This is a genomic window from Snodgrassella sp. W8135, from assembly GCF_016101225.1.
Classification (GTDB): domain Bacteria; phylum Pseudomonadota; class Gammaproteobacteria; order Burkholderiales; family Neisseriaceae; genus Snodgrassella; species Snodgrassella alvi.
This window is the reverse complement of sequence record NZ_JACFQX010000005.1, coordinates 1-25,342: the sequence shown is the minus strand read 5'-3', so window position 1 is coordinate 25,342 and position 25,342 is coordinate 1. Positions and strand designations below refer to the sequence as shown.

General features: G+C 38.7%; 24 protein-coding genes and 1 riboswitch. Of the genes, 12 read left to right on the top strand and 12 right to left on the bottom strand.

The features are described from left to right. Positions 1-119: 119 nt before the first annotated feature. Both H3T75_RS09445 and H3T75_RS09440 read right to left on the bottom strand, forming a co-directional pair. A complete protein-coding gene (locus tag H3T75_RS09445) occupies positions 120-1,115 on the bottom strand; it encodes a DNA cytosine methyltransferase (protein WP_198211595.1) in 996 nt (331 codons plus the stop codon). 15 nt (positions 1,116-1,130) lie between these two features. Beyond that, on the bottom strand, positions 1,131-1,991 hold the full coding sequence (locus H3T75_RS09440) for an NgoPII family restriction endonuclease (protein WP_096766063.1): 861 nt from the start codon (positions 1,989-1,991) through the stop codon (positions 1,131-1,133). A gap of 362 nt (positions 1,992-2,353) precedes the next feature. On the opposite strand from H3T75_RS09440, the gene H3T75_RS09435 reads away from it, so the two are divergent. The 3 genes from H3T75_RS09435 (at position 2,354) to tenA (ending at position 5,841) form a co-directional block, all read left to right on the top strand. Next, complete coding sequence (locus H3T75_RS09435; protein ID WP_198211594.1) at positions 2,354-2,659, top strand: hypothetical protein; 306 nt, start codon at positions 2,354-2,356, stop codon at positions 2,657-2,659. Positions 2,660-3,157: 498 nt separating this feature from the next. Further along, positions 3,158-4,876: a M48 family metalloprotease gene (locus tag H3T75_RS09430; RefSeq protein WP_198211593.1), complete on the top strand. Its 1,719-nt coding sequence runs from the start codon at positions 3,158-3,160 to the stop codon at positions 4,874-4,876. A 151-nt stretch (positions 4,877-5,027) separates the two neighbouring features. Continuing rightward, a riboswitch (TPP riboswitch) is annotated at positions 5,028-5,117 on the top strand. A gap of 61 nt (positions 5,118-5,178) precedes the next feature. Then, the gene (tenA, locus tag H3T75_RS09425) at positions 5,179-5,841 is read left to right on the top strand and encodes a thiaminase II (protein ID WP_198211592.1); all 663 of its coding nucleotides are present in this window, start codon (positions 5,179-5,181) and stop codon (positions 5,839-5,841) included. Between the two features lie 256 nt (positions 5,842-6,097). Here the strand turns inward: tenA and H3T75_RS09420 are convergent, their stop codons facing one another. The 6 genes from H3T75_RS09420 to H3T75_RS09395 form a co-directional block, all read right to left on the bottom strand. Then, the gene (locus H3T75_RS09420; protein WP_198211591.1) at positions 6,098-6,325 is read right to left on the bottom strand and encodes a SlyX family protein; all 228 of its coding nucleotides are present in this window, start codon (positions 6,323-6,325) and stop codon (positions 6,098-6,100) included. Positions 6,326-6,445: 120 nt separating this feature from the next. After that, the gene (gene rpmG / locus H3T75_RS09415; protein WP_025329834.1) at positions 6,446-6,601 is read right to left on the bottom strand and encodes a 50S ribosomal protein L33; all 156 of its coding nucleotides are present in this window, start codon (positions 6,599-6,601) and stop codon (positions 6,446-6,448) included. 26 nt (positions 6,602-6,627) lie between these two features. Next, positions 6,628-6,861, bottom strand: a complete 234-nt coding sequence (rpmB, locus tag H3T75_RS09410) for a 50S ribosomal protein L28 (RefSeq protein ID WP_002216391.1) — start codon at positions 6,859-6,861, stop codon at positions 6,628-6,630. 254 nt (positions 6,862-7,115) lie between these two features. Next, entirely contained in the window at positions 7,116-8,615 is a 1,500-nt protein-coding gene (locus H3T75_RS09405) for an efflux transporter outer membrane subunit (protein ID WP_198211590.1), read from the bottom strand. Further along, entirely contained in the window at positions 8,612-11,824 is a 3,213-nt protein-coding gene (locus H3T75_RS09400) for an efflux RND transporter permease subunit (protein ID WP_078475051.1), read from the bottom strand. Before H3T75_RS09400 ends, H3T75_RS09405 begins: the two co-directional genes overlap by 4 nt. Before the next feature lie 12 nt (positions 11,825-11,836). Beyond that, positions 11,837-13,072: an efflux RND transporter periplasmic adaptor subunit gene (locus H3T75_RS09395; RefSeq protein WP_198211589.1), complete on the bottom strand. Its 1,236-nt coding sequence runs from the start codon at positions 13,070-13,072 to the stop codon at positions 11,837-11,839. A gap of 310 nt (positions 13,073-13,382) precedes the next feature. Here H3T75_RS09395 and H3T75_RS09390 point away from each other — a divergent pair, with 310 nt between their 5' ends. Continuing rightward, positions 13,383-14,012 carry a TetR family transcriptional regulator gene (locus tag H3T75_RS09390; RefSeq protein ID WP_025329830.1) on the top strand — a complete coding sequence of 210 codons (630 nt, stop codon included), beginning with the start codon at positions 13,383-13,385 and terminating at the stop codon, positions 14,010-14,012. Positions 14,013-14,113: 101 nt separating this feature from the next. Here the strand turns inward: H3T75_RS09390 and H3T75_RS09385 are convergent, their stop codons facing one another. Then, the gene (locus tag H3T75_RS09385) at positions 14,114-14,566 is read right to left on the bottom strand and encodes a universal stress protein (RefSeq protein WP_025329829.1); all 453 of its coding nucleotides are present in this window, start codon (positions 14,564-14,566) and stop codon (positions 14,114-14,116) included. Positions 14,567-14,743: 177 nt separating this feature from the next. Between H3T75_RS09385 and H3T75_RS09380 the strand changes: the two genes are divergently transcribed. The 3 genes from H3T75_RS09380 to H3T75_RS09370 are packed head-to-tail and all read left to right on the top strand — an operon-like array spanning position 14,744 to position 16,740. Beyond that, positions 14,744-15,175 (top strand): thioesterase family protein, encoded by a 432-nt coding sequence (locus H3T75_RS09380; RefSeq protein WP_084551507.1) that lies wholly within the window; start codon positions 14,744-14,746, stop codon positions 15,173-15,175. Next, positions 15,176-16,078: a tyrosine-type recombinase/integrase gene (locus H3T75_RS09375; protein WP_078475054.1), complete on the top strand. Its 903-nt coding sequence runs from the start codon at positions 15,176-15,178 to the stop codon at positions 16,076-16,078. A gap of 23 nt (positions 16,079-16,101) precedes the next feature. After that, the gene (locus H3T75_RS09370; protein ID WP_198207752.1) at positions 16,102-16,740 is read left to right on the top strand and encodes a LysE family transporter; all 639 of its coding nucleotides are present in this window, start codon (positions 16,102-16,104) and stop codon (positions 16,738-16,740) included. An 80-nt stretch (positions 16,741-16,820) separates the two neighbouring features. Here H3T75_RS09370 and H3T75_RS09365 read toward each other — a convergent pair whose 3' ends face one another. Both H3T75_RS09365 and H3T75_RS09360 read right to left on the bottom strand, forming a co-directional pair. Beyond that, positions 16,821-17,165, bottom strand: coding sequence for a hypothetical protein (locus tag H3T75_RS09365; RefSeq protein WP_041879946.1), 345 nt, complete (start codon positions 17,163-17,165; stop codon positions 16,821-16,823). Positions 17,166-17,447: 282 nt separating this feature from the next. Next, entirely contained in the window at positions 17,448-18,809 is a 1,362-nt protein-coding gene (locus H3T75_RS09360) for an MFS transporter (protein ID WP_198211588.1), read from the bottom strand. Between the two features lie 306 nt (positions 18,810-19,115). On the opposite strand from H3T75_RS09360, the gene H3T75_RS09355 reads away from it, so the two are divergent. The 5 genes from H3T75_RS09355 (at position 19,116) to H3T75_RS09335 (ending at position 23,761) form a co-directional block, all read left to right on the top strand. After that, a complete protein-coding gene (locus tag H3T75_RS09355; protein WP_198211587.1) occupies positions 19,116-19,799 on the top strand; it encodes a winged helix-turn-helix domain-containing protein in 684 nt (227 codons plus the stop codon). A gap of 190 nt (positions 19,800-19,989) precedes the next feature. Next, entirely contained in the window at positions 19,990-20,532 is a 543-nt protein-coding gene (locus H3T75_RS09350; RefSeq protein ID WP_198211586.1) for a hypothetical protein, read from the top strand. Positions 20,533-20,828: 296 nt separating this feature from the next. Beyond that, positions 20,829-21,569 carry a carbonic anhydrase gene (locus H3T75_RS09345; protein WP_037393121.1) on the top strand — a complete coding sequence of 247 codons (741 nt, stop codon included), beginning with the start codon at positions 20,829-20,831 and terminating at the stop codon, positions 21,567-21,569. A 530-nt stretch (positions 21,570-22,099) separates the two neighbouring features. Continuing rightward, complete coding sequence (locus H3T75_RS09340) at positions 22,100-22,693, top strand: DJ-1/PfpI family protein (RefSeq protein WP_198211585.1); 594 nt, start codon at positions 22,100-22,102, stop codon at positions 22,691-22,693. Positions 22,694-22,729: 36 nt separating this feature from the next. Further along, positions 22,730-23,761 carry an AI-2E family transporter gene (locus H3T75_RS09335; RefSeq protein ID WP_198186703.1) on the top strand — a complete coding sequence of 344 codons (1,032 nt, stop codon included), beginning with the start codon at positions 22,730-22,732 and terminating at the stop codon, positions 23,759-23,761. Between the two features lie 51 nt (positions 23,762-23,812). Here H3T75_RS09335 and H3T75_RS09330 read toward each other — a convergent pair whose 3' ends face one another. Continuing rightward, positions 23,813-25,012, bottom strand: coding sequence for an MFS transporter (locus H3T75_RS09330; protein WP_198211584.1), 1,200 nt, complete (start codon positions 25,010-25,012; stop codon positions 23,813-23,815). Positions 25,013-25,342 lie beyond the last annotated feature (330 nt).

The following is a 25,342-nucleotide window of genomic DNA, read 5'->3' as shown; positions in this document are numbered from 1 at the left end:
TTTTTATTAATATAAAAACATTATTTCCTTATAATTATTAAAAATTACTCTTATATGAATAATATATACTTTATTTTATATTCTAAATTAATCTTTCAATCTTGCAACATAATGAATATTTATTTTAAAAAAAGCTTAATTTGATTAGCAACAGCTTCTGCTAATTTCACAGGTACAGCATTTCCGATCATTTTATAAGCTTCAGCTAACGAATTATAATAAAATTTAAAATTATCTGGAAAAGTCTGAATTCTTGCACATTCTCTTACAGACAATCGTCGATAAAATTTTTCTTTACCTTCAACAAATTGAAATTTATCTTTGCCCACATTTACCATAATTGGGGCTTGTGGATGGATAGGTGCATGCCTAGCTCCTGCTTGAATAGTAAAACTCTGTTGTTCCCATGTTCTAACTCTATTACGAGACATAAAAATGGTTGAAAAATCACCAATAAAATATTCATGATTTACTACAGCTAATTTATCCCCATGCGATTTGTTTTTTTCCATTGCCGGTACTGCTGTATTTTGTAAATCAAAAATCGAATCTTTCAATGTTAATTTTGTTTTTAATGGTGTAGGGAACTCAAATTTAACTTGTAAATCTTTTCTAAAACCAATATAAAATACACGTTTTCTATCTTGAGGCACCCCGTAATCAGAAGCATTTAAAGTTTGAATAAATACATCATATCCTATGCCTGCATTACCAAATAAATGTATTATATTTTGAACTGCTTCTAAATGTCGCTTTGACATCATGCCCGAAACATTTTCTGCAACAAAAAATTTAGGTTGTATCTCTTCTAAAAGGCGAATAAACTCAAAAAATAACTTACCTCTATCATCGCTTATTCCTCTAAGTGCACCAGCCTCAGACCAACTTTGACAGGGAGGACCGCCTATAACGCCGTCAATTTCTTTACTATTTTTCAAAAATACGTCTGATTTTATATTTCTAATATCGCCTTTAATTAAAGGAGCAGTATGGTTTTTTTCATAGGTCTCCCATATAGATTTATCATATTCATTTGCAACGACTATTTCAAACCCGGCATTTTTAAACCCTAAATCAAGCCCGCCAGCACCTGAAAATAAAGAAATAATATTCATTTTATCAACTCTGTTTTATTGTAAGAAAAAAGTAATCAGTTTAGCATCTTTTAATTGAGCCGGATTATCTGGACATTTAATTCTTACGTCTTTTATCACAAGATTTTCTAAATATTTTTCCGTTTTTTCTAACTCATTACGATCCTCTTCACTAAATGACATATATTTATCTATGTTAATTAATGCCATTAAGTTGAATGTAGCTTGTTTTTGAGGTTGATAAATATAATTGAAAACTTTTATAGGATTTTCTATATGCCACATTCCACGTATTCTCAAATATGTTATTCCTAAAGTATCAACTTTATTTACTCTACCTAATTCTTTTGTTTCAGAAAATTCGACTTCATCTATAGTTAATATTCCCTCTTTAATCTTTAATTTAATTCTTTCATAAGTCTCTAAATTATCGGCATAATCAATACCATAAACAAAACATAAAGAATTGAGTATATTTTGTTTATTGATTTGACCAATTGCATAAATTATATCTTTTTCAACCCAATCTTCACAAGAAACACAAGCTGTAGCAAGCATAGGGTTATCAGGATATAATTTAGCTTTCGGATAAGATGAATTTAAAGCTAGAGGAGCCCCAAAAGTTTCAATTTTTTTAATTTCAATTGCATCACCAGCACGTATCATTGCATCAGGAGGATTATTTTGATTTCCTAAATAACTGAACAATTCACATCGTTTTTCAAGACGTATTTGTTCATTTGTCTCATTAAAAGTTCCACAAAAGAGATCTATAATAAATTTTTCGAGTCCCTCTCCTTGATTGTTAGCACGATTTTTTCCTTCATTCATTTTTACTATTTGAATAATTGGTAATTTAACTAAATGTACGATTGCCTTTATTAAATTAGTTTTCATTTACATATTCTTTTAACTTAAATACAATATTATACCAAAATCAATATTAAGTACTTAATAATAAATATTCTGTGTTAATTGATATTATTAGTTAAATGGCATAAAATAATTGATTTCTATATAATAAGTATTTCTCATTATGGCTTAATGTCGGTTTATTATTGCCTGATTCAGATTATTATCTTTTTAACATTCTAAATATATCAATGAGAACCAGACAAATGCAAAAATACTTCCTGAAACAATAATCATCATAATTAAAATTATACATCCGGATTACAAAACAGAGCAGCCTGCTACCAGAACTTAATCAGGCTATATTACAATTATTCCATTATTTATATTGATTATCACAGACAGCCATGCAACTTGATCGTACTCTTCAGTATCAGATTCTTACCGAACTTACCAATTGTTTTCCGAATCCCTCATCGCAGGAATTTTTTGACCAGTTAGTAACACAACATAGCCTTGATCATGTACTGGGCAATCTTATCTATCTGGACGGACACGGATTAATTCAGTTAAAAATCGATCAGGGATTTAATTATAAAGAAATTCTCTGGACACTAACCGAACCAACCGTAAAGGCATTTGATTTTCTGGCAGACGATGGTGGTTTAGCAGCTATTCTGCAGACCGGAACAGAAAAACCGAATAATAAATAGGCAAATTCCTAACTTGGTCAGTAAATTTAATAAAAATGAGACATTAAAGTATATAAAATCATTTGTTTTTATGTATTCTAATGGTAGAAATGTATTTAGTTTGGTAAATTACAGATTCTGAATTATTGTTAACTGATTCATATTGCTTTTTTCTGTAAGATTACGAAAGAAAGTAATATAGCAGGTGATTATCTTGCATAAAAGTACAAACCTTCATATCTTTTCGCTCAAAGAGAAAATCTATCTTTTTTTTTCATCATTTTATTACCACTTATTAGCATTCGCCTAAGCATTTACTATTATCCCTCCTCATCACAAATCCAGAGCATCAATCAGGAAATCTTTCAGCTTTCATTACAACAGCAAGAGTTACTACAGCAGCCTGAAAGTTATGAGAATAACTGCAAGCGTCAGCAAATAAAGCAAGAAATTAAAAAGCATAATTTCGCACTTACATATGCCAGACCACTCGCTGCAGGTGGCATAGTTAGCGGTATTATGTGTCTTTTTTCCGGAGTAGTTGCTTTATTCCTGATTCAGCATTTGGGTAGAAAAGCAGATAAATCTTTAAAACAATTGCGCATTAATTTTACTCGTGCGTCGCATATGATACAGGCAATTTTGCTGATATTGCCCATCAGTCTTATTCTGTCTTTTTTATTCGTTTTCATAATACTTACTGATGGTACAAGACCGGAGAAGGCAATCATCCCTCTGTTTGTTGTAGCAGGATTATGCTTTTTCTATTTACACAGATATAACAAACAGGATAATACAGGAACAGCCAGAGTAAGCGGTGTGCTGATCACGACTGAAACCAATCCGGCATTATGGAAATTAATTAGGGAAATTGTACAAAAACTTGGGTTAAACGCTATGCCAAACCATATTGTACTTTGCATAGGAAATGGCTTCAGGGTAAGTAATAAAGCAGTTCGTCTGTATCCGGACAGGATAGTATTAACAGGAAATACTTTATATCTGGACAGTACTTATATTAATTATTTAACCTTAGCAGAATTATCCAGCATAATTGCGCAGAGATTAAGTCATATTGCCAGTAATGATTTAAATGTATCTGCAAATTTTAATCGTCAGATTGATAAGTTAACTGAAACAGCTAATTTTTTATACCAGAATTATTTATCCTATTCTTTATTCGAAAATTATTTATTCTACCCTCCGTATTTGCTAGCCAAATATTTTTATTGTTCGTTTAACAAAGCAATTCATTGGTGGTATCGTTCCACAGAAGCTATAGCGGATTTAAATGTTTTAAAAGTTACTCATAAAGAGCAATTTGCTTTAGCCTTAAGTAAAATGCATCTTTTGCAAACACGAATTAATCAGGCATTGGAAAATTATTACTATAAAACACATATAAACTTTCTGCCTTTAGATTATGTTACACACTATGTAGAACACTCAGAAACACCATCGCTTAGCAAACTTCTAAAAAAATCACCTTCTGTTTATGCCCGGCACCCGACTTTAGCTCAACGACTGTCTTACATTAAATATAGCGAACTAAACCGTTTGAGTGGTTTGCTCATCAACATTAGTCCGACCACGCTTCTGAAAGATTTATTTAGTAAAGAACTAAACATCCTGCAATCAGATTATCAAAATGATATACAGGAAACAGCAGAAACTAAATTAAATTATCTGAAACATATCAGTAGTCAACCTCAGGAAACCATTACCTTAAAACAGGGCGGAATAATCAGATTGTTTCTGCGATCCCTGCTGGCAGGTCTGTTTATCTTAATAACATATGCTTGTATTACAACTGATAAAGCACATGATTCAGAGTGGCTGATAAGTGTCATTATCCTCTCAATGATCAGTGCTTTTTGCTTATTCAGATGCTACAAAATGTATAAAATCATTGGTTCAGCACTAATTACCATGAAGCCACGCGGATTAATTCTTCCCTGCTTTGATAAAGCTATTCCATGGAAGCAAATAGACTCTTTTGAGATAACTGGCCAAATGTATAAAAAGCTAAATCTTTATCTCAATCCAACATTCAAACCGGGAGAATTCAAACCATGTAACGCAAAAATAAAATATAACAAACGAAATAATCATATCCAGATAACTGCATATGAAATCAGAGGCAAATTAAAGTTACCGGATTGTGAGTCTTTAATATCAGACTACATAAGAGTTGCTCATGCCCGACTAGAGCTGCAGTTATTTACAACAGAAAAATAATCAGCTACATAAACGATAATAAATAGTAAGCAGATAAATTTATTCAATATATATTTATTGAAAACAACTGTATACTATTGTTGTCAGTACATCTTATAGCTGGTTCAATTTTTTTCTGCTAGTTGTCTGGCTTTCTTTTAACCTTTACCGGTTAATTTATCCGGGGTGCCGCTGGCTGAGATTACACCCGTAGAACCTGATGCGGTTAGTACCGCCGAAGGGAGTATAAAACACGCTTTTTTTCAAATAATAAGTCTGTTTTGTTACTCCTTAATATATTATTTATTAAAGGAGCTTTTTTTATGCCATCATTTCAATCACTCACAGAAGCCTGTCAGGATGAATGGAACCGCTATATTCAGCATGATTTTATCTGCCAGCTGGGTAAAGGAATATTAGATAAATCGTGTTTTCAGCATTATTTAAAACAGGATTATCTTTTTTTAATTCAGTTTGCGCGTGCATGGGGACTCGCGGTTTATAAAAGCCATGATGTATTTGAAATACGCAAGGCATTAGCAGGTCTCAAGGCTATTATGGATACTGAGCTGGAATTACATATACAGTATTGTAAGGAATGGGGCATAAGTGAACAGGAACTTAATACTCTGCCCGAAGCCAAAGGAAATATTGCATATTCACGCTATATACTCGATGCCGGACAACAGGGTGATTTATTGGATTTACATGTTGCACTGGCACCATGCTTAATCGGATATGGAATTATTGCCTGCTGGCTTAAAGATCAGCCATGGTATCAAACAATTAATAACCCTTATCAAAGCTGGGTAGAAATGTACGCAAATGATGAATTTCAGATTGCTATGCAGGAAGAGATTGACTGGATTAATCAGCGTTTAGCCGATGTTGATTCACAGCGCTTTCAGCAACTGAGCAAAATTTTTACTAAAGCGACGCAATTAGAAGCTGATTTCTGGCAAATGGGGCTGGATAAGAGTTACTAAATACTTGATATGCATAATTTTCCCACCAGGATAACTGATGGGAAAGCTTAATAATATTCATATTAAATATTATTATACTAAAGTGAATTTAAATATTAAACAACACTACCATTTGTATTATTGATTATTCTCTATAAAAAATTGTTTATTTAAAAACTCTGCTTCAACATTTATATTAATCAGATTTCCAATTAATCAAAACGCAGTACATCTGAAATTGAAATTTTCTGCTTTGTAATATTCCAGACAAAATTAATCAATAATGGGGCGGAATTTCATCAGCCGGATTAAATGGTTCGTTACCATTTTCTATCTTGTCTGGCAGACGCTGGTACAGCAGACGCAGTTGTGCCTGCTGTAAATCCAGAGTTTGCTGAATTCGTGCTATGGTATCACTCAGACTCTGGATAGTTTCCGCCTGTAGCGCACTTTCAATTTCCAGCTCTTCGATTCGGTGTTGTAATGCTTCCAGGATTTCAGGCATATTATTGTCCATTGTTTGATTATTTAATCTTTACCGGCAAAGATAATCTGGTTTTGATTATTTGTAATAAAAAAACCTGAGCAATAAACTGCTCAGGTTTTTCAAACCAGTAAGAAATAATTATTTCAGTTTGGTTTCTTTGTACAGTACATGTTTACGCACTACCGGATCGAATTTTTTGATTTCAAATTTACCAGACATGGTGCGTTTATTTTTGGTAGTGGTGTAGAAATGACCAGTACCAGCAGAAGATTCCAGTTTAATTTTGTCGCGCATTGCTCTATCCTTAAATCACAATATGATTAAGCTTCACCGCGAGCGCGCAGGTCGGCCAATACTACATCGATACCTACCTTGTCGATTGTACGCAAGGCGGCGTTAGAAACGCGCAGGCGTACCCAACGGTTTTCACTTTCAACCCAGAAACGACGTGATTGCAGATTAGGCAAGAAACGGCGTTTGGTTTTATTGTTGGCGTGTGACACGTTGTTGCCACTCATCGGGCGCTTACCGGTCACTTTACATACACGTGCCATGGTTAACTCCAAACTTCTAATAATTTTGTAAAACGCGATTTATACCATGAAAAGCGGAATCTATTCAAGGGTTAAATCATTTTGTATGACATGAACAGCTGAAAATGTTGCTGTTGAATCAGGCAAACTGTAGTAAGTACAGATTTGATACAGGCTGATTACCGGTTCAGGTTACTGCCTGTACTGTATTTTCAGTAAGCTGCTTATGCCGTCAGACGGATGGCAGAGAATACTGCCATCCGGATTTCAGACAATTACCGCACTGTGGTTGTGGTAGTAGTTGTCGTGGTAACGCTAGTGTTTTCTGCAGGTGTGACTGTTTGCTGATTCAGACCGCCACCCAGTGCTTTATAAAGATCGGCACGGTTTTCCAGCAGAGTTTGCTGTGTATTGAGTAGTGCCTGCTGTGCAGCATAACTGTCACGTTCTGCATCTAGTTGTTCCAGTGAGCTGGCTATGCCGTGTTTATACCGTAACTGTGTGAGCTTGTAGCGATTAGTTTGTGCCTGTTCACCACGTGATTTTGCCTCATACTGCTTTTTAAGGGAATCACGTGCCACCAGTGCATCGGCCACATCACGGAAAGCAGCCTGTACAGTTTGCTCATACTGGGCTACAGCAATGTTTTTACGCGCTGTTGCCAGATCCAGATTACCTTTGTTTTGCCCCCATGTGAAAATCGGCAGGGTAATCTGTGGCGTAAAGCTCCATGTACGGTTCGGACCATTGAACAGATGACCAATATCGTTGCTGCCGGAACCAATACTGCCGGTCAGGCTGATGCGCGGGAAAAATGCTGCCCGCGCCGCGCCGATGTTGGCATTAGCAGATTTAAGCGCAAACTCAGCTGCACGTACATCCGGCCGCTGATACAGGATGGTCGACGGCAAACCGGCTGGCAGCTCCGCATTCACAAACTGGCGGCTCAGTGGTGCTGCTGCCGGTAAATCGTCCGGCAATGGTTTACCCACCAGCAAAGTTAAGGCATTGTGAGCCTGTTCACGCGCCTGTTTAGCCGCAGCATAATCGGCACGGGCTGTTTCGATTTGTGCTTCTGCTACATCTACCTGTACCTGTGAAATCACACCGGATCTGAATTGCAGATCAGTCAGACGCTTGCTTTCTTCACGTGATTTTAATACACGGCTGGATAAGTCCATTTGTGCCTGAGCAATACGCTCAGCAAAGTAGGCTTTGGCCACGCTGGCAATCAGGCTGATCTGGGTAGAATCGCGCACCTGCTTTTGCTGGAAATACTGATTCAGAGCCGCATCAGACAGGCTTTTAACCCGTCCGAATAAATCCAGCTCAAATGCGGTCACACCTAAACCGACATTATATGATTCTGCAATATAGCTGGTTTGCTGGCCCGCAGCATCGCGCATAGCACTTAAGTCCTGCGCAACACGCGAACGTCCGCCATTACCTGTCGCACCTAATGCAGGCAGGCGGTCTGCACGCTGAATAGCATACTGAGCCCGAACCGCTTCCACGTTTAATGCGGCCACACGTAAATCACGGTTATTAATTAAAGCCAGATTGATAATCTGTTTCAAACGCTCATCAGCAAAGTAGTCCTGCCAGCCAAGATTGGCGGCAGCCACTGAACCGGCATACCGGTCATTGGCTGCTGCACCTGGAAAGGTTTCTGCCAGCTCTACTTTCGGCTGATGATAGCGGGGTGCCATCGAACAGGCAGACACTACTCCGGCAACTAATACAGCCAGCAGAGTAGGTTTCACTATGTGTTTCATGCTTTATCCTCTTTGTCTGTCTGATTGGCAGACTGCACACTGACACTGCCATCACTGTTTACTGTCATCGGCAGATTTTTGTCATTGTCAGGAGTACCGCCATTTTTGTCGTTCTTTTTCCTGCTGAACAGACTGCGTACAGTTGAATAGAATACAGGTACAAAGAACAGAGCCAGACAGGTACCCACTAACATTCCCCACAATACGCTGGTACCAATGGCTCGCTGACTCGCAGAAGAGGCACCACTGGCAAAGTACAGAGGCACTACACCCATAATGAACGCAATGGATGTCATCAGAATCGGACGGAAACGCAGGTGAGCGGCAGCCAGTGCAGCTTCAAGCGGACTTTTACCCTGCTCTTGCAACTCCTTGGCAAACTCCACAATCAGAATGGCGTTTTTAGCACTCAGACCAATTACGGTAATTAACCCCACCTGAAAATAAACGTCGTTCTCCATACCGCGCATCCATGTACCCAGCACGACACCAAGCAGACCCAGCGGTACTACCAGCATTACGGATAATGGAATTGTCCAGCTTTCGTATAGTGCGGCCAGACACAGGAATACAGCCAGCAGTGAGAACATATAGAGGATGGTAGACTGGTTACCCGCATCTTTTTCCTCTTTAGACAGACCTGTCCACTCATAACCAAAACCATCCGGCAGCTTGCTGGCAATTTTTTCCATTTCATTCATGGCATCACCAGTACTGTATCCCGGAGCAGCATTACCGGTAATCGCCATAGCGGTATAGCCATTGTAGCGGACAGTTTGTGCCGGGCCGGTAATCCAGCGTGTCTTCATGATGCCGGATAATGGTACTGGCTGTCCCTGTGCATTATTAACGGTAAGCTTGCTCAGGTCTTCAGGTGTCATACGGGAAGCCACATCTGCCTGTACAATTACGCGCTGCATACGTCCTTTATTCGGGAAGTCGTTAACGTAGTTGGAACCTAGAGCAGTACTTAATACAGTTGAAATATCACCGAATGACACGCCTTGTGCATTAGCAGCATCGCGGTCGATATCAATCTGCAATTGCGGTTCATCTTCCATACCGTCCGGACGTACCTGTGTCAGCACTTTACTTTCACGCGCCATACCCAGCAGCTGATTACGCGCGGCCAGTAACGCCTCATGACCTTTACCGCCACGGTCTTGCAGCCGGAAGCTAAAGCCGGTACTGGTACCCAGTTCAGGAATGGATGGCGGTACCAGAGCAAAGATATAACCATCACGTACTGAACCCATCATAGCACCGGTAATACGGTTAGCCAGTGAATTGGCGCTGTGTTCCGCACCGCTACGTTCTGACCAGTCTTTCAATACAAGGAAGCTCAGACCAACGTTCTGCCCCTGACCGGTCATACTGAAGCCCAGTACGGATACCATGTTTTTCACTTCAGGCTGATGAAGAGTGAATTCTTCCATCTTCTTGAAAGTATCCAGTGTACGATGCTGAGTCGCACCCGGCGGCAACTGAATCAAAGCAATGGAGTAACCCTGATCTTCCTCCGGCAGGAATGAAGTCGGCAGACGTACCATTACTAATAACGCACAGGCTGTGATAGCAGCATAGATGATGAACATACGTACGCTGCGATGCAGTACATAAGCCACTTTGGATTCGTATTTTTTGGCACCGCTGGTAAATTTACGGTTAAACCAGCCATAAAAACCCTTTTTCTCCGCTTCATGTTCGTTAACTGGTTTAAGCAAAGTAGCACACAAGGCCGGTGTTAGCGACAATGCCAGAAAAGCAGAGAAGAAAATGGCTACCGACATCACAATAGAGAACTGACGGTAAATATTACCAGTAGAACCGGAGAAGAACGCCATCGGGATAAATACGGTAATCAGTACCACTGTAATACCGACTACAGCGCCGGAAATCTGCCCCATGGCCTTTTCTGTAGCAGGCTTTGGCGGCAAATGTTCATCGGCCATGATACGTTCTACGTTTTCCACCACCACAATGGCATCATCGACCACAATACCGATTACCAGTACCATGGCAAACATGGTCAGTACGTTAATCGACAGACCGGCAAAGTACATGATGGTAAAAGCACCCAGCAAAGCAATCGGTACCACAATCGTCGGAATCAGGGTATAGCGAATGTTTTGCAGGAATACCAGCATAACAAGGAATACCAGTACAATCGCTTCTACCAGAGTATGTACCACTTTTTCAATGGAAATACTAACGAAAGTGGAGCTGTCATATGGTGCAGACCAGCTCATGCCGGCAGGGAAATATTTTTGCAAATCGGCCAGCTTAGCCTTAACTGCATTGGCTGTAGCCAGTGCGTTACCTTTAGTCGTCAGCTGAATACCTGCACCCACCACGTCTTTACCATTCAAACGGGCACCAGTAGAGTAATCCTGTTTACCCAGCTCTACACGAGCAACATCTTTCAGACGTACCAGTGAACCATCGGTATTGGCTTTAACAATAATATTTTCAAACTGTTCAACTGTTTTCAGCTGACCTGGGACAATGATAGTCGCTGTAGTCTGAATATTATCAGGTGAAGGCAAAGCACCCAGACTACCTGCAGAAATCTGCTGGTTCTGTGCAGCTACTGCGGCATTAACTGCTGCCGGGGTCAGATTAACACTGCGCAGCTTGTCTGAATCCAGCCAGACACGAATGGCGCGTTCAGAACTGAACACCATTACATTACCTACACCGTCAATACGCTGTAATTCCGGCTGAATGTTACGTACCACATAGTCTGCCATATCTGCCGGGGTCAGATTAGGACTATCACTGGTATACATGGTTACCATCAGGAAGTTACTCCGTGATTTAGCAATCTGTACACCAGTCTGTTTGACCATAGCCGGCAAACGCGGTTCTGCTCGTGAAAGCGCATTCTGCACATTCATCTGTGCAATATCATCATCAGTACCCGGGTAGAAGGTCAGGGTTAATGTACCCGTACCGTTGGATAACGATTTTGCTTCCATGTATTCCAGGTTTTCCAGACCGTTCATTTCACGTTCGATACGTGACAATACAGTATCTTCAATGGTCTGGGCATCAGCACCCGGATAGGAAATAGTCAGACTGATGGAAGGAGGAGCTACTGTCGGATACTGGGCAACAGGCAGCTTGGTAATACACACTATACCGGCAATGATGATGAACAGCGCCACCACCCATGCAAAAATCGGTCGGTTAATAAAAAATCGTGACATATTACAGATTCCTTACTGAGCCTGAGAGGCAGATGCCGCAGAAGCTTTAGGTGCAGATGCAGAAGCAGTCTTAGCCTGAGGCACAGGCGCACCATTAGCAGGTGCAGGTTTCCACGGCTGAGTCTGTACTTTCTTCGCACCGGTTAACTGCACTAGTGCCAGACCATCCATTGCTACTTTATCTCCCGCACGCAAACCTCCGCTGATTACCCAGTTTGTGCCTTTTTGCTGTACTACGGTTACATTGCGCACAGCCAGACTGCCATCAGCATTAACCACCGTAACCGTATCACCACTGGCACCACGGGTTATTGCCTGCTGAGGCAAGACGATGGCATTCTGAATTTCAGCCTGCGGAATCTCTACACGTACAAACTGTCCGGGCAGCAACATATCATCATCATTAGGAATTTCGGCACGTACTTTAACTTCACCGGTACCTTCATCTACAGTCATATCTGTAAACAGTAAACGACCTTTTTGCGGATATTCACTACCGTCATCAAGTTTGATGGCCACTTCGACGGCACCATTGATGGTTTTCATCTTGCCGGCAGCAATATCCTGACGGATCTTCATTGCCTGTGCGGCAGTCTGGGTCAGGTCAACATATAAAGTGTGTGTTTGCTGAATCAGCGCTAACTGAGTAACATCATTCTGGCCGACTAAAGCGCCTTCAGTTACCAGGGCCTTACCAATACGGCCTGAAATCGGAGCACGCACATAGGCATAGCCAACATTAATCTGTGCGCTTTTGATTGCGGCCTGTGCACTGTCAATCTGTGCATGCGCCAGACGCTGTTGTGCGATTGCCTGATCAAATTCCTGTTTACTGATTGCGTTAGCTGCAACCAGCGGGCGATAACGGACAATATCGGCATCAGCCTTCGCCGCATTAGCCTGTGCGGTTGCCAGACTGGCACGTGCCGATTGCAAAGAAGCTACATAAGGCGCATTGTCGATCTGAAACAGTGGTTGGCCTTCTTTAACATAAGTACCTTCTGTAAACAGACGTTTCAGCAAAATACCAGCCACACGGGCACGTACTTGTGACTCGCGAATCGGCTTCAAACGACCAGTCAGCTCGGTATCTACAGTCACCGTTTCCGGATGTACAGTCAGTACACTAACCATTGGTGCAGGTGGTGCTGGTGCTTTGTCGCCTTTGCCACATGCAGCTAATGCCAGCGCACTTGCCAGTACTATCGCACTGATGCGCCATTTATCTGCTTTTCGATTCGTTCCCATATTCACCTCAATATGTGCATATATACTTTAAAAATTAAATAACTTTTTACTATACTGTGCTAAAAATATGACAAAAATAGCGCTGGTGCCAACACTTAGGGCTGCCGAAATCTAAATATCAGGCAGCCAGCAATGCGACAACAGACGATTAAATAAGAATAGCTTTACGCTGCGCATTATACATGCAACAATGTATGTATACCAGATGCAATAATTTAATACTTAAGTTATTTTAATCAAAAAATCTTGTGCTAATCTGAATTAAATACAGATTTGCCTAATTTAATTTACAGATAAACGGAAATTTATTATGCGCAAGACCAAAGAAGAAGCCCTGCAAACCAAAGAGGCTCTCATGGCTGCTGCACTGGATATATTTTACCGGCGCGGTGTCAGCCGTGCTTCACTGCAAGAAATTGCCAGCGCAGCCGGCGTGACTCGCGGTGCTTTATACTGGCATTTTAAAAATAAGGAAGACTTATTCGATGCGTTATTCCAACAGGTTTTCAGTAAACTGAGCAGCCAATTGCAGCATGACATTGACACCAGTTCTCCTGACGCATTGAACAATCTGATGCAGGCGCTAAAACACATGTTTCAACGTATGGCTAGTGATAATAATTATCGTAAATTCTGTCATATCCTGCATTTGAATTGTGAGCACACTGCTGACAACCATGCGATTGTGGCTTTGTTGCAAAAATACCAAAATTTATGGTGGCAAAATCTGTGTGCTGTATTTCATATGTGCTGTCAGCAGCATATTTTGCCGGCAAATATCAATATCCAGCAGGCTGCCCTGTATTTTCAGGCTCTGTTTATGGGATTAACCAATTTATGGCTGACTGACCCGGATAATATAGATATTACCAGTATTGCCCCTAATTTTATTAATATTGCCCTCGAATCACTGCACCACAATCCGAATCTTCGCCAGTAAATCATCCATCCTGATTAGAATTGATATTTTACATAAATAAATAGCAGGCAATAACCGAGCTCATTGCCTGCCAGATTTCAATAGAAATAACAAATTGTTAATCAATCATCATCACGTACACGTAATAACATCACCGGAATATCAGACTGGCGTAAAACACCTTCAGCCACAGAGCCCATTAATATATGCATAAAACCACTGAAGCCGTGAGTACCCATCACCAGCAAATCAACATTATGTTCCGTCGCTTCCTGAATCAGCATATCAGCCACTTTATCACCGGCACTTTCCAGCACTTCAATTTCATACTGCATACCGGATTCTTCAAGTAGTTTTTCTGCCTGCTCTAAACCTTTTTTACCTGCTGCATTAACTGCTTTGCGTACTTCTTCAGAGGGCAGCGCTCCTACACCACCCCAGCTAAACTGTGCCAGATCCACAACATTGACTACCCGTAGAACCGCATTACATAATTTAGCCAGCATTATTGCTTCCTGCAAGGCTCGCATAGCAGCTGCACTTTCATCTACCGGTACCATAATTTTGTGATACATCGTTATTCTCCCTGCCCGACAAACCATAACTGCGTTTGTTAATAAACTGAAAAACAACAATACAACCTAAGAAATACTGGCAAAGCTTAGCACAAATTTGCCTGATACAAACACCAGCCGGCTACAGAATACCTTAAAAACTGCTACCATCTAGCCTGAATCCAGTAAGGAAAACCCATGAGCCGTATTCATATCGAACCACCCGAACACTGGCTGTTTCATACCACAATCAAGGTATATATCGGTGACATTAATTATGGCAATCATCTGGCCAATGATGCCGTATTACGCCTGTGCCATGAAGCACGGCTGCGCCTGCTGGCCTCGTTCGGCTTTAGTGAAATGGATATTGGTGGTACCGGTTTGATTATGCTTGATGCTGCTCTACAATTTCAGGGACAAAGCTTCTATGGTGATGAATTAAACTTTGATTTGGATATATCTGAACTAAGCAACACCGGTTTCAGTATTTTGTACCGTATAACCCGTGTCAACGATGGTGCTGCTATTGCCATGGTAAAAACCGGTATGGCTTTTTTTAATTATGAACGCCAGCGTATCAGTCGTACACCTGAGGCTTTTCGTCATCTCATTGCACAGAGTAATTAAATGCAGACTACTTCATCCCCCAACTGGATACTCTGGAATGAATTTTTTCAGCACTTACAGCAGCGTGGTCTGTCTGCTTTAACCTGCACTGCCTACACTCGTGACCTGATTCAGCTCATCCGGCTTCTGCCCGATAACCTTACTGCTGAAAGCATTACACGGTTGCATCTGGTCGGTGCATTGAAAAAACTTAGCGGGATGGGTGATAAGCCTGCCTCACTGGCTCGTAAGCTTAGTACGTGGCGAGCCTATTTTAATTTCCTGCAACGTCAGGGAAAAATTGAAACTAACCCAACTAACAACATTAAAGCTCCTAAAGCGGGGGCACGTCTGCCTAAAGCCGTTCCGGCAGAAAAACTAAATCACACATTTGACCAGCCCACAGCCGAAGATACTCTATCACTGCGCGATCAGGCTATTTTCGAATTGCTGTATGGCAGTGGTTTACGCTTGAGCGAACTCGTGCAACTGGATTTGCATCACCTAATGCTGAATGAAAACTGGGTTCATGTTAGTGGTAAAGGGAACAAACAGCGTCAGGTTCCTTTGGGTCAGAAAAGTATTGATGCTTTACGGCGCTACCTGCCCTGCCGTTATGCCATTGCGGGAGAAAATGCCGTTTTTACCAGTCAGCGCGGCACACGTCTGAGTGCGCGTCAAATTCAAAACCGTTTAAATGTCTGGTCAATTACTCATGGCAGCGATCGCCATTTATCACCGCATATGCTGCGGCATAGTTTTGCCAGCCATGTTTTACAAAATGCTCACGACATCCGCGCCGTACAGGAACTGCTTGGGCATAAATCCATCAGCACTACCCAGCAATACACTAAGCTGGATTTCAATCATCTGGCACAAATTTATGACAGTACTCATCCGCGTGCCAAACGTCGTAACAAATAGCCGTTTTAACTCTGAATCTGTTTATGCTTAATCAAACACAATCTATGATTGCCAGTATCGTTTTGCTTAATCTTCTGGGACAGCTATCTCCGGGGCCGGATATGCTGCTTATCAGCAAAACCGCACTGAATTATTCACGCTGGGCTGCATTTTGCGTAGCACTTGGCATTACTACAGGCGTGGCTTTCTGGTTATTACTGACTATTGAAGGTTATAGCGCCTTATTGCAGCAGCTGCCCTGGTTACAGAATATCCTGATGCTGGCTGGCGGTTCATACTTAATCTATTGCGGCTACCAGATGCTGCGTACAGTTATACCCCAGAATAATTCCATTACTGCACCAATACAGGAAAAGCATTTTTTCTGGAAAGGTCTGATTACCAATCTGTCCAATCCGAAAATCATTTTTTATCTGGGCAGCGTTATGTCCATGGCTATGGCTAATGTACATAAACCCACATTAAAATATGAAATTATGCTTATTTTACTGGTACAGGTTTTACTGACTTTATGCTTAATGATATGGCTGTTTTCCTTACCTGTTATTAAACGCAATTATTTGCACTGGAGTCTGGCTATCGACCGCATTGGCGGCTGTGCATTCATCTGCTTTGGCTGCTGGTTATATATTCAGATTATCACCAGTCTGTTTTATCATTAACTGATAAATAAAAAGGACAGATAAATCATCTGTCCTAATTTTTTACTACCATAATTTATTTTACCCAGTGCACAATAATTCTACTGGCTAAATCCATCATGATAAAATGCCGCCAGCAGTACCATAGTTACCCGATGTGTAATCACCAATTTCCGCACAAATTCATTTTCCGGCGCAGTGCTGACATCTCCGTAATTGAGTACCCTAAAATATATTCTCTGAGGCACATAAACCTCAAAACGTGAATAACGCAACCCAGCTAGCATAAAATCGTATTTTTGCTGAAAAAAGCAGCCTAACTTTTCATAATGTGAAGCATCTGCCAGATAAACAGCAATAGCATACAGTACAGGCGTATGGATACCAAATACATCAAACTGATAACCTTGCGAAACTCTGTCATCAATACAGCAGCTGCTACACAATAGCCTATTTTCCAGCCAGTTGCATGTAACAACTTAGCAAACAACCGATAACCAAAGTTCGTTCATGTAATAACGGGTGATTTAACAATATCTGCGGACGGGGTAATACACAAAGGCATTATTACCAGTGCTCATCTCTGCCAACGCATTCTTATATAATCATTTATTCTACTCAATTGAACGTAATTGATCGACTCCTTCGAGTACTTTTCCATATGATGATTTATCTTCAATAAGAATTTATTTGAATTGTTAGCCACATAAGTAAAAATGAGACTGTATTTATTTTTTTATTCTAAATAAAGAGACATATGAATAAACAAACATAATAGAGAGTACACTAAAAGTAATACCCCATAATTTTTGATAGGTAGAAATATTCTCTAAAGGTGAAATCTTTGCTTCTAATAACATTAAAGAACATGCTGACCCAATAATAAGTCCTCCATTTTGAAAAAGCCTTAATAAGCCTCCAATCGTTGATTGTTTATCTTTTTTTTGATCCATCGCCATCTGAATTAATGAACCTTGAAACAGTCCGCCCCCTAAACCGTAGCACAAAGCAGCTATAACATAATTAAAAATTGAAATATTAAAACTCACAAAGAAAAGCAAGGCAAAAGCAAATAGCATAAGCGGTAAAGCATAAATTAGTATAATTTTATTACAACTTGAATTTATTACTTTTCTGCCAAACACACTTAAAATAACGCCAATGGGTGCGGCAGTACAGATTAATCCTATATAATTGATTGGATAACCAGCTTCTCTGATAAACATGAGAGGTGACGCTGAAAAAATGATGCCCGCTGTCAACCCAAATATCAAACTGCCAATTGAAACGTATCTAATTGACGAGATGAATAATAATTTGACAGGAAAAAAAGGATTGGAGCATTTTGACTCTATCCTCAAAAAAATAAAAAAAATGATTAAAGTAGAAATACCAATAAAATTTTTTTCAATCAATAACAGATTTAAATTATCAGAATAAATAAGAGAAACACAACCCACTAACATCATAAAAAAAAGTATCATTCCTTTTAAATCAAAAGTCTCTCTTTTTAGTGTGTTTACTGCTTTAGTTATTTTTAAACTAAAAAAACATCCCACAATACACAATGGAACATTAATTAGAAACAAAAATTGCCATCCCCATAAATTTAAAATAACACCGCCGAAAGAAGGCCCTAAAATGGGTCCTAAACTTATCGCCAACATTATGAAAGAATTTAACCTTATTTTCTGTTTACATGATTGTAAACCAGCCAGCCCCAAGCAATTTGCCTGCAATAGCGCGGCACCAATTCCTTGTCCGCATCTTGCTATAATAAGCTGATTTGCAGACTCAGAAAAACCAGCTATCAATGAGGTTAGACCAAAAAGCACGAAACCTGCTATTAACGCTATTTTTTGCCCCCAAAAGTCACCAAGCCAACCGCCAGGAACAAGAAAAATAATTAAAAATAATAAATATAAAGTAACAGATAATCCGATATATTCCAAAGAAACGCCAAAGTCGATGGAAAACGTATTCAGAGCTAAGTTTATAATACCGGTATCCAGTGTTGATAAGAACAATCCTAAACAGCATGTAATATAAATAGAATATATTGGTTTAGAACTATCTAGTACTTTAGTCATTTATAGTCCCCATCTAAATTTGATTTCACCATTAGCTAATTGCCTGCAGAAGAAAGTGATTTCATCCTTAACCAACCATCAAAGTTGCAATAATGAGATATCCATTTTTCATATTGAATCAAATCTTTTCTTTCTTGTTTTATTGGTGAAAATATCTGATTAGCTTATTTACTTTTCAGGAATGATGCTTAAAAAGAAATTTAAACAAATTAGCTAAAAAGCGTATATTAATTCGCTGTGCTTAATTGATTTCAAATTGAATAATAATAAAAAAAAATCATAGATTTTTCATGGAGATTCTAAAGAGTGAATAAATTATATTGTAAGGATTTAATACGATTTTCAGATGCAATGTCTGATTTCAGTAGAGTTATAATTATCACTGAATTAATGAATGGCAAAGCTCTTTCAGCCTCATGGTTAGCAAATCGACTGAATCTGTCGCCACAGGCTACGCGTTTTCATTTAAAAAAACTAGAAAATATTGATCTTATCCATCATAGGACGTGTGGTAAACACCATTACTATGAAATAAAAAATCAAGATACCGCAATGTTTATTGAATCAACTTTTAATATTATTCCCCCGAAAGAGTGTTTATTTTTATCCAATACTAACACTAAAGAAAAATTTAAAGAGGCAAGAACATGTTATAAACATCTAGCCGGTTCATGGTCTGTTGCACTTACGCAGTCATTTATTAATAATGAATTTATTGTTATACAAGATAATTTTTTTTTAGTTACTGAACATGGTAAAAATTTTTTTAAAGGACATAAGCTATTACTCAACGCTTCTAATACAGCTAGTGTTGGAAAGCGCTGTATAGATTTTACTGAGCATAGGGATCATATTGGTGGTCCATTAGGGACTTTATTGCTTCAATCAATGCTACAACAAGAATGGTTTAAACAAAATGATAATAATCGTGAATTGACAATTACGCTAAAAGGTAGAAAAAACTTAAATGTATTATTAATTGATAAATAGAGATTTACAATAAAAATTAACTTTTTGATGATAAACTAATTATATATGTTTAGCATGATGTCAATTCTGAATTAACTGATTCTAAGCAATTTTTAGCTCAAATAAGAGCTTAAGCAGATCATGCTTTAATTGAAAATGATTGCTATCATATCCAGATAAATCAACAATTAGAAGGGGGGCTTTAATTATTATGAAAAAAACATTATTTATATTTTTCTGCTTAATATTTTTTTCTTTCCACACGGCTTTAGCAGGACAAAATAATTTAATACTATTCGAGAAAAAAACAAAAATTATTTTTGACAAAGATATAGTTATATTAGTCACTCCCAGTGAAAATACAATTAATAAGTTAAAAACTAGTATGGGTGATGATTTCTATATTATGGCCGATGACGCTAATTATTACTCCTTCTTAGTTTTTAATTACCTTAAATCTATTAATAAACCATATTTAATAAAGAACGATGAAGCTATTTTTTATTTTCAAAAAAATGACGTACTACACAAAATACAAAATAATAATTCCCATCTCCATTGGTGGGCATTGTTATATAAGCATAACGAAGGAAAATACAAAATTGTAGCTTTAATTGATTTTGAAGATGAATATAAAAAATTCATATCAGATGGAGATACTTATTCAAAAGATGAATGGATTTTTAATAGTAAAGTTAGCGATATACAAAAATACTTTTTTAGGTTCTGCATCAGACTAATTTTACTAATCTAAAGAGTTCTACATATACTACGTTTATCCTTTAACAGTAAGTACTGTCGCAAACTTGATTTATATATTTTATTTGATAGCAAATTAATAGATGTTTTTTATATAACACCATCACAAATTGCAGTTCCTATTTATGGTAATTTAAAATTTAGATTCAACATGATTTAAACCAGAAATAGAATACCATATAAAAAATATTTAATATATTAATAATATATCAGATTCCAACAACAAAAATACTACCCAACTTTACCAAATAAGACTAAACTAAAAAATAATAAACCCATATGAACCGCATCATGAGAAAAAATATTTTAGCTTTATGTCTTAGCCTTGGTCTGGCTACCTCAGCCATGGCGGAACAAACCCACTGGGGTTATCAAGGTGATAACGCACCGGAAAACTGGGGTAACCTGCCTGATGCACAAACTTGTGCATCAGGCAAAACTCAATCCCCTATTGATATTTTTGACAGCAAAAACAATAAGCAATTACCGGCACTGAAATTTAATTATCAACATGCCGATATTAAGCAAATTATTGATAATGGTCATTCACTCCAGTTTAACTTTGATGCAAACAGCACATTTAGCTACGAAAACAAAACATACAAACTGGTTCAGTTTCATGCTCATGAACCGGCTGAGCACACGATTAATGGAGTCCGCTATCCGCTGGAATTACATTTTGTTCATCAGGCTGCTGATCACAGTAATCTTGTGATTGCCGTATTTGTACAGGAAGGCAAAGAAAATTCCTACTTTGAAAAATTATCCGTATTTAAACAACTTGCCAAAAATAGCAGTGAAAATACCGATATATTATTTAACCCTGAACACATTTATCCGAAAAATCACAGCTACTATCGCTATACCGGTTCACTGACCACTCCACCATGCAGTGAACCGGTAACGTGGATCTTATTCCGTCAGCCGATTACCCTGTCCAAGGATGAAATCGAAGAAATTTCTCATTATCTGCCGAAAAATAACAACCGGCCGGTTCAACCACTCAATAACCGCATTATTGAAAACAACTAAGCCAGAATTGCTCAATAAAAGGTCAGAAGAGCATCAGCAAAGTCTGGCCTTTTATTAAACTTGACAGCCTATGTGTTTTTTAATCCTGCATTTATAAAACAAAATTACATCAGCTAAACTTAAGCAATACTGGAAAAACTATTATCCATGTATGCTTATTGTTATTCTCAGTTTTATAAGCTTCAAACTCTTCACCCGTCTTTTCTCAGTTCACCTCTGCCAGTCAGCTCATTTTCAATTTATTTCAGCATTACCAGTTATTCTGATTACAACATTTTTATATTTTTACAACTGAATTATCCACGGATTAAGTTCGAATACTTCACAACTTCATATCTAACTGAAAAATAATTTGAATTTTAATTATATTTAGATAAATTCATATCCTATATTTTTGGATTTGCCTAATTTTAGACTCCACTATCCAAGTACAAATAAGCATCTGAGAAGTGAAAAAATGATATGCTACTTATATTCAAAACAATATCCAGAAATTTATCTTTTCAACCCGTTTACACTAAGGAAAAATAATGCACATTTCTATTATTCTATATCCTGATTTCGAAACCCTTGATGTTTTTGGACCCGTAGAAATATTTGGAAAAGTTCCAGACTGGAAAATGCAGTTTTATTCCCGTGATGGTGGCTTAATAAGCAATCGAGATGGTGTACAGATTGCTACCGAAAGTTTTAACACGATGCCGCAGTCCGAAATCGATACGCTTTTCATTCCTGGTGGAACAGGAGCCAGAACACTTATCCTCGAAACTGACTATATCAACCAGCTAAAGCAATTGGCACAAAAAAGCCGGTATGTATTAACAGTATGTACGGGTAGTGCCCTACTGGCTAAATCAGGATTACTTGATGGAAAACGAGCAACATCCAATAAACTCTCTTTCGAATGGGTAAAAACTTCATCGTTACAAACTCAATGGATAGAAAAAGCCAGATGGGTTACAGATGGGAAATACTACACATCTTCAGGTATTAGTGCAGGTATGGATATGGCTTTAGCCTTTGTACAAGACAGGGCCGGAGAAACCGTTGCCCGACAAATCGCAACCAGAATCGAATATCGTTGGCAGCAAGACAGCCAGCAAGATGAATTCTGTCTGAAATAAAATTTTATTGTTATAAAAATTAACCCGGGAAAAATTATGCTTTTAGATGAGCAACAAAAAATAGGACTGTTTTTTGTAGTATTGTATTCTGTCTTTTTTATCATATTTATGGAAATACACTTAATGTCCGGTGTTATTTCCGGCTTACTCACCTATACCCTGACACAGAAGCTTGAAGATTTTCTGGCCAAAAAAATGCATCGCTGGGGCAATAAAGCCAAACTTTTTTCCGTATTATTACTTTCACTGCTCATCATGGCAATACTCATTAGCGGCTTTGGTTACCTGATTAGCTGGGTAATCAGCGTAGCCAAAGATCCGCAACAAACCCTTACTCATATTCAAAGCTTATTTAACAGCATTGCCAGCTCATTGCCCAAAGAACTAAATAAATATATTCCTGATAATCTGATTGAATTGCGAACCAATGCACTAAACTTTATCAAAGAACATGTTCTATATCTTCAGTCTGTAGTTAAGCAATTATTTCATTCATTGCTAATCATCATCATAGGTATGGTTATCGGTTTGATTGCCGGCTATCAGCAGAACAAACGCAATATCACTGAAACCCATTCCTCATCAACAATTTATATGCAGGCACTCAAAGAGGGGTTAAATCGTCTGGTACTGGTATTTCAATATGTTGCCTTCTCACAGGTAGTGATATCCTTTTTTAATACCATTCTGACTGCTATTTTCCTGCTTATCATATTACCTTTATTCGGTATTCATCTGCCTTTCAGCAAAAGCCTGATACTGGCTACTTTCGTTCTTGGGCTGATCCCCATTATTGGCAACCTCATAGTCAATACTATTATGTGTCTGGTTGCATTTACTATTTCATTCTGGATGGCAGTAATTGTCCTGTTATATCTAATTATCATCCATAAAATCGAATATATACTCAATGCCAAAATAATTGGTAACAAAATCCACGCCGGCATTTGCGAACTGCTGATTGCAATGGTATTGTCTGAAAGCTTATTTGGCGTAATCGGATTGATTTTTGCGCCTATCTTTTATGCTTTCCTGAAACTGTCTTTAAAACAACTCAAAATCATTTAATCTTATTTCGTATATCAATAAAAAGGCCATGAACAATGGCCTTTGGGTATTTTAGCGTTTATACCGCTCCACATCCGGTAACAAAATTGTCAGTATTCCAAGTAATGGCAGGAAAGAACAAAATTTAAAAATAAGTTGTAAGCTGGTTTTATCGGCCACATATCCTAAAACTGCTGCTGCAATTCCGCTCATCCCAAACATAAAACCAAAAAACAGACCGGCAATCATCCCGACGCGTCCGGGAATCAACTCCTGAGCATAAACCACAATTGCCGAAAAAGCAGAAGATATAATTAAACCAATCAAACAGCTTAACAGCGCCGTACCCCAGAGATTTGCATAAGGTAAGGCCAGAGTAAAAGGCGCAGCCCCTAAAATAGAGAACCAAATAACATATTTCCGACCAATACGGTCACCTACCGGACCTCCGACAAACGTACCAATTGCCACACAGGCCAGAAATAAAAATAGAAATAACACTGCAGATTGTTTAGTTAAAGCAAATTTTTCAATTAGATAAAAGCTATAATAATTACTCATACTGGCCATATAAAAAAATTTAGAAAAAATCAGTACGGCAAGAATGAATAAGGCCAGAATGGTCTTACTTTTATCATAAGGTAAAGTACAATTTGCTGCTGCCTTGTGTTTATTTGCAGCCAGATGACGAGCACTCCATGCACTGATGTGGCACAAAAGCAAAATAGCAATTACACCAATGGCGATAAACCACAGAATATTACTTTGCCGGTTATATCTCAGCACAACCAAACTCACCAGTAGCGGCCCAAGTGAAGAACCCAGATTACCGCCTACCTGAAATGCCGACTGAGCTAAACCAAACCGACCAGCAGAAGCATTACGTGCAACACGGGATGCTTCAGGATGGAAAGTAGATGATCCTACTCCCAGAAATGCTGCGGCCAGTAATAATAAATAGAATTGACTGACCAAACCCAGCATGCACAAGCCAAACGTCGTTGAAACCATACCTAGTGGTAATAAATAAGGTTTCGGATGCTTATCTGTGTAATAACCGATTGCAGGCTGTAAAATTGAAGCTGTAAGCTGATATACCAGACTAATACAACCCACCTGAGCGAAACTTAACTGATATTTTTCTTCCAGTAAGGGATAAGTAGCTGTCAGCATCGACTGAATCAGGTCATTACACAGATGAGCGCCTGCTACCATTAAAATAACCGAAAGAAATAATTGATTAGATGAGAACTGACTATCTTGCTGATTCATTATTTTCAACCAAAGCAAATAAATAAATGATAATTTTGGTATGATATATTACTGAATAAGTGTTAATAATTGGCACATTTTTCTATCTAATCCAATCTTGCATCTGATGACAATTTAATTTGTTATACTGTCTGCCACAAGCATTTACTCAGACCTAAACAGAGCAATGTCTGCGAATCCCGCAGTCAGAACACATCCGCTTACTGAACCTTTCCAACGCCGCCGCCATCGTCCTCTACGAAGCACTGCGTCAGCAGTCCTTCCCTTCTCTGACCTAGATACAGCAACAGCAGCCATTAGGCTGCTGTGGTATTATTTTTTCTTCTGTTG

Bases quoted from the DNA above. Each gene is read 5' to 3' on its own strand.
- H3T75_RS09390 (WP_025329830.1), top strand. From the start codon at position 13,383: ATGCGCAAGACCAAAGAAGAAGCCCTGCAAACCAAAGAGGCTCTCATG.
- H3T75_RS09400 (WP_078475051.1), bottom strand. From the start codon at position 11,824: ATGTCACGATTTTTTATTAACCGACCGATTTTTGCATGGGTGGTGGCG.
- H3T75_RS09360 (WP_198211588.1), bottom strand. From the start codon at position 18,809: ATGACTAAAGTACTAGATAGTTCTAAACCAATATATTCTATTTATATT.
- H3T75_RS09330 (WP_198211584.1), bottom strand. From the start codon at position 25,012: ATGAATCAGCAAGATAGTCAGTTCTCATCTAATCAATTATTTCTTTCG.
- H3T75_RS09430 (WP_198211593.1), top strand. From the start codon at position 3,158: ATGTGTCTTTTTTCCGGAGTAGTTGCTTTATTCCTGATTCAGCATTTG.
- H3T75_RS09345 (WP_037393121.1), top strand. From the start codon at position 20,829: ATGAGAAAAAATATTTTAGCTTTATGTCTTAGCCTTGGTCTGGCTACC.
- H3T75_RS09395 (WP_198211589.1), bottom strand. From the start codon at position 13,072: ATGGGAACGAATCGAAAAGCAGATAAATGGCGCATCAGTGCGATAGTA.
- rpmG (WP_025329834.1), bottom strand. From the start codon at position 6,601: ATGCGCGACAAAATTAAACTGGAATCTTCTGCTGGTACTGGTCATTTC.
- H3T75_RS09405 (WP_198211590.1), bottom strand. From the start codon at position 8,615: ATGAAACACATAGTGAAACCTACTCTGCTGGCTGTATTAGTTGCCGGA.
- H3T75_RS09420 (WP_198211591.1), bottom strand. From the start codon at position 6,325: ATGCCTGAAATCCTGGAAGCATTACAACACCGAATCGAAGAGCTGGAA.
- H3T75_RS09445 (WP_198211595.1), bottom strand. From the start codon at position 1,115: ATGAATATTATTTCTTTATTTTCAGGTGCTGGCGGGCTTGATTTAGGG.
- H3T75_RS09380 (WP_084551507.1), top strand. From the start codon at position 14,744: ATGAGCCGTATTCATATCGAACCACCCGAACACTGGCTGTTTCATACC.
- H3T75_RS09340 (WP_198211585.1), top strand. From the start codon at position 22,100: ATGCACATTTCTATTATTCTATATCCTGATTTCGAAACCCTTGATGTT.
- H3T75_RS09440 (WP_096766063.1), bottom strand. From the start codon at position 1,991: ATGAAAACTAATTTAATAAAGGCAATCGTACATTTAGTTAAATTACCA.
- rpmB (WP_002216391.1), bottom strand. From the start codon at position 6,861: ATGGCACGTGTATGTAAAGTGACCGGTAAGCGCCCGATGAGTGGCAAC.
- H3T75_RS09385 (WP_025329829.1), bottom strand. From the start codon at position 14,566: ATGTATCACAAAATTATGGTACCGGTAGATGAAAGTGCAGCTGCTATG.
- H3T75_RS09350 (WP_198211586.1), top strand. From the start codon at position 19,990: ATGAAAAAAACATTATTTATATTTTTCTGCTTAATATTTTTTTCTTTC.
- H3T75_RS09370 (WP_198207752.1), top strand. From the start codon at position 16,102: ATGCTTAATCAAACACAATCTATGATTGCCAGTATCGTTTTGCTTAAT.
- H3T75_RS09375 (WP_078475054.1), top strand. From the start codon at position 15,176: ATGCAGACTACTTCATCCCCCAACTGGATACTCTGGAATGAATTTTTT.
- H3T75_RS09435 (WP_198211594.1), top strand. From the start codon at position 2,354: ATGCAACTTGATCGTACTCTTCAGTATCAGATTCTTACCGAACTTACC.
- H3T75_RS09335 (WP_198186703.1), top strand. From the start codon at position 22,730: ATGCTTTTAGATGAGCAACAAAAAATAGGACTGTTTTTTGTAGTATTG.
- tenA (WP_198211592.1), top strand. From the start codon at position 5,179: ATGCCATCATTTCAATCACTCACAGAAGCCTGTCAGGATGAATGGAAC.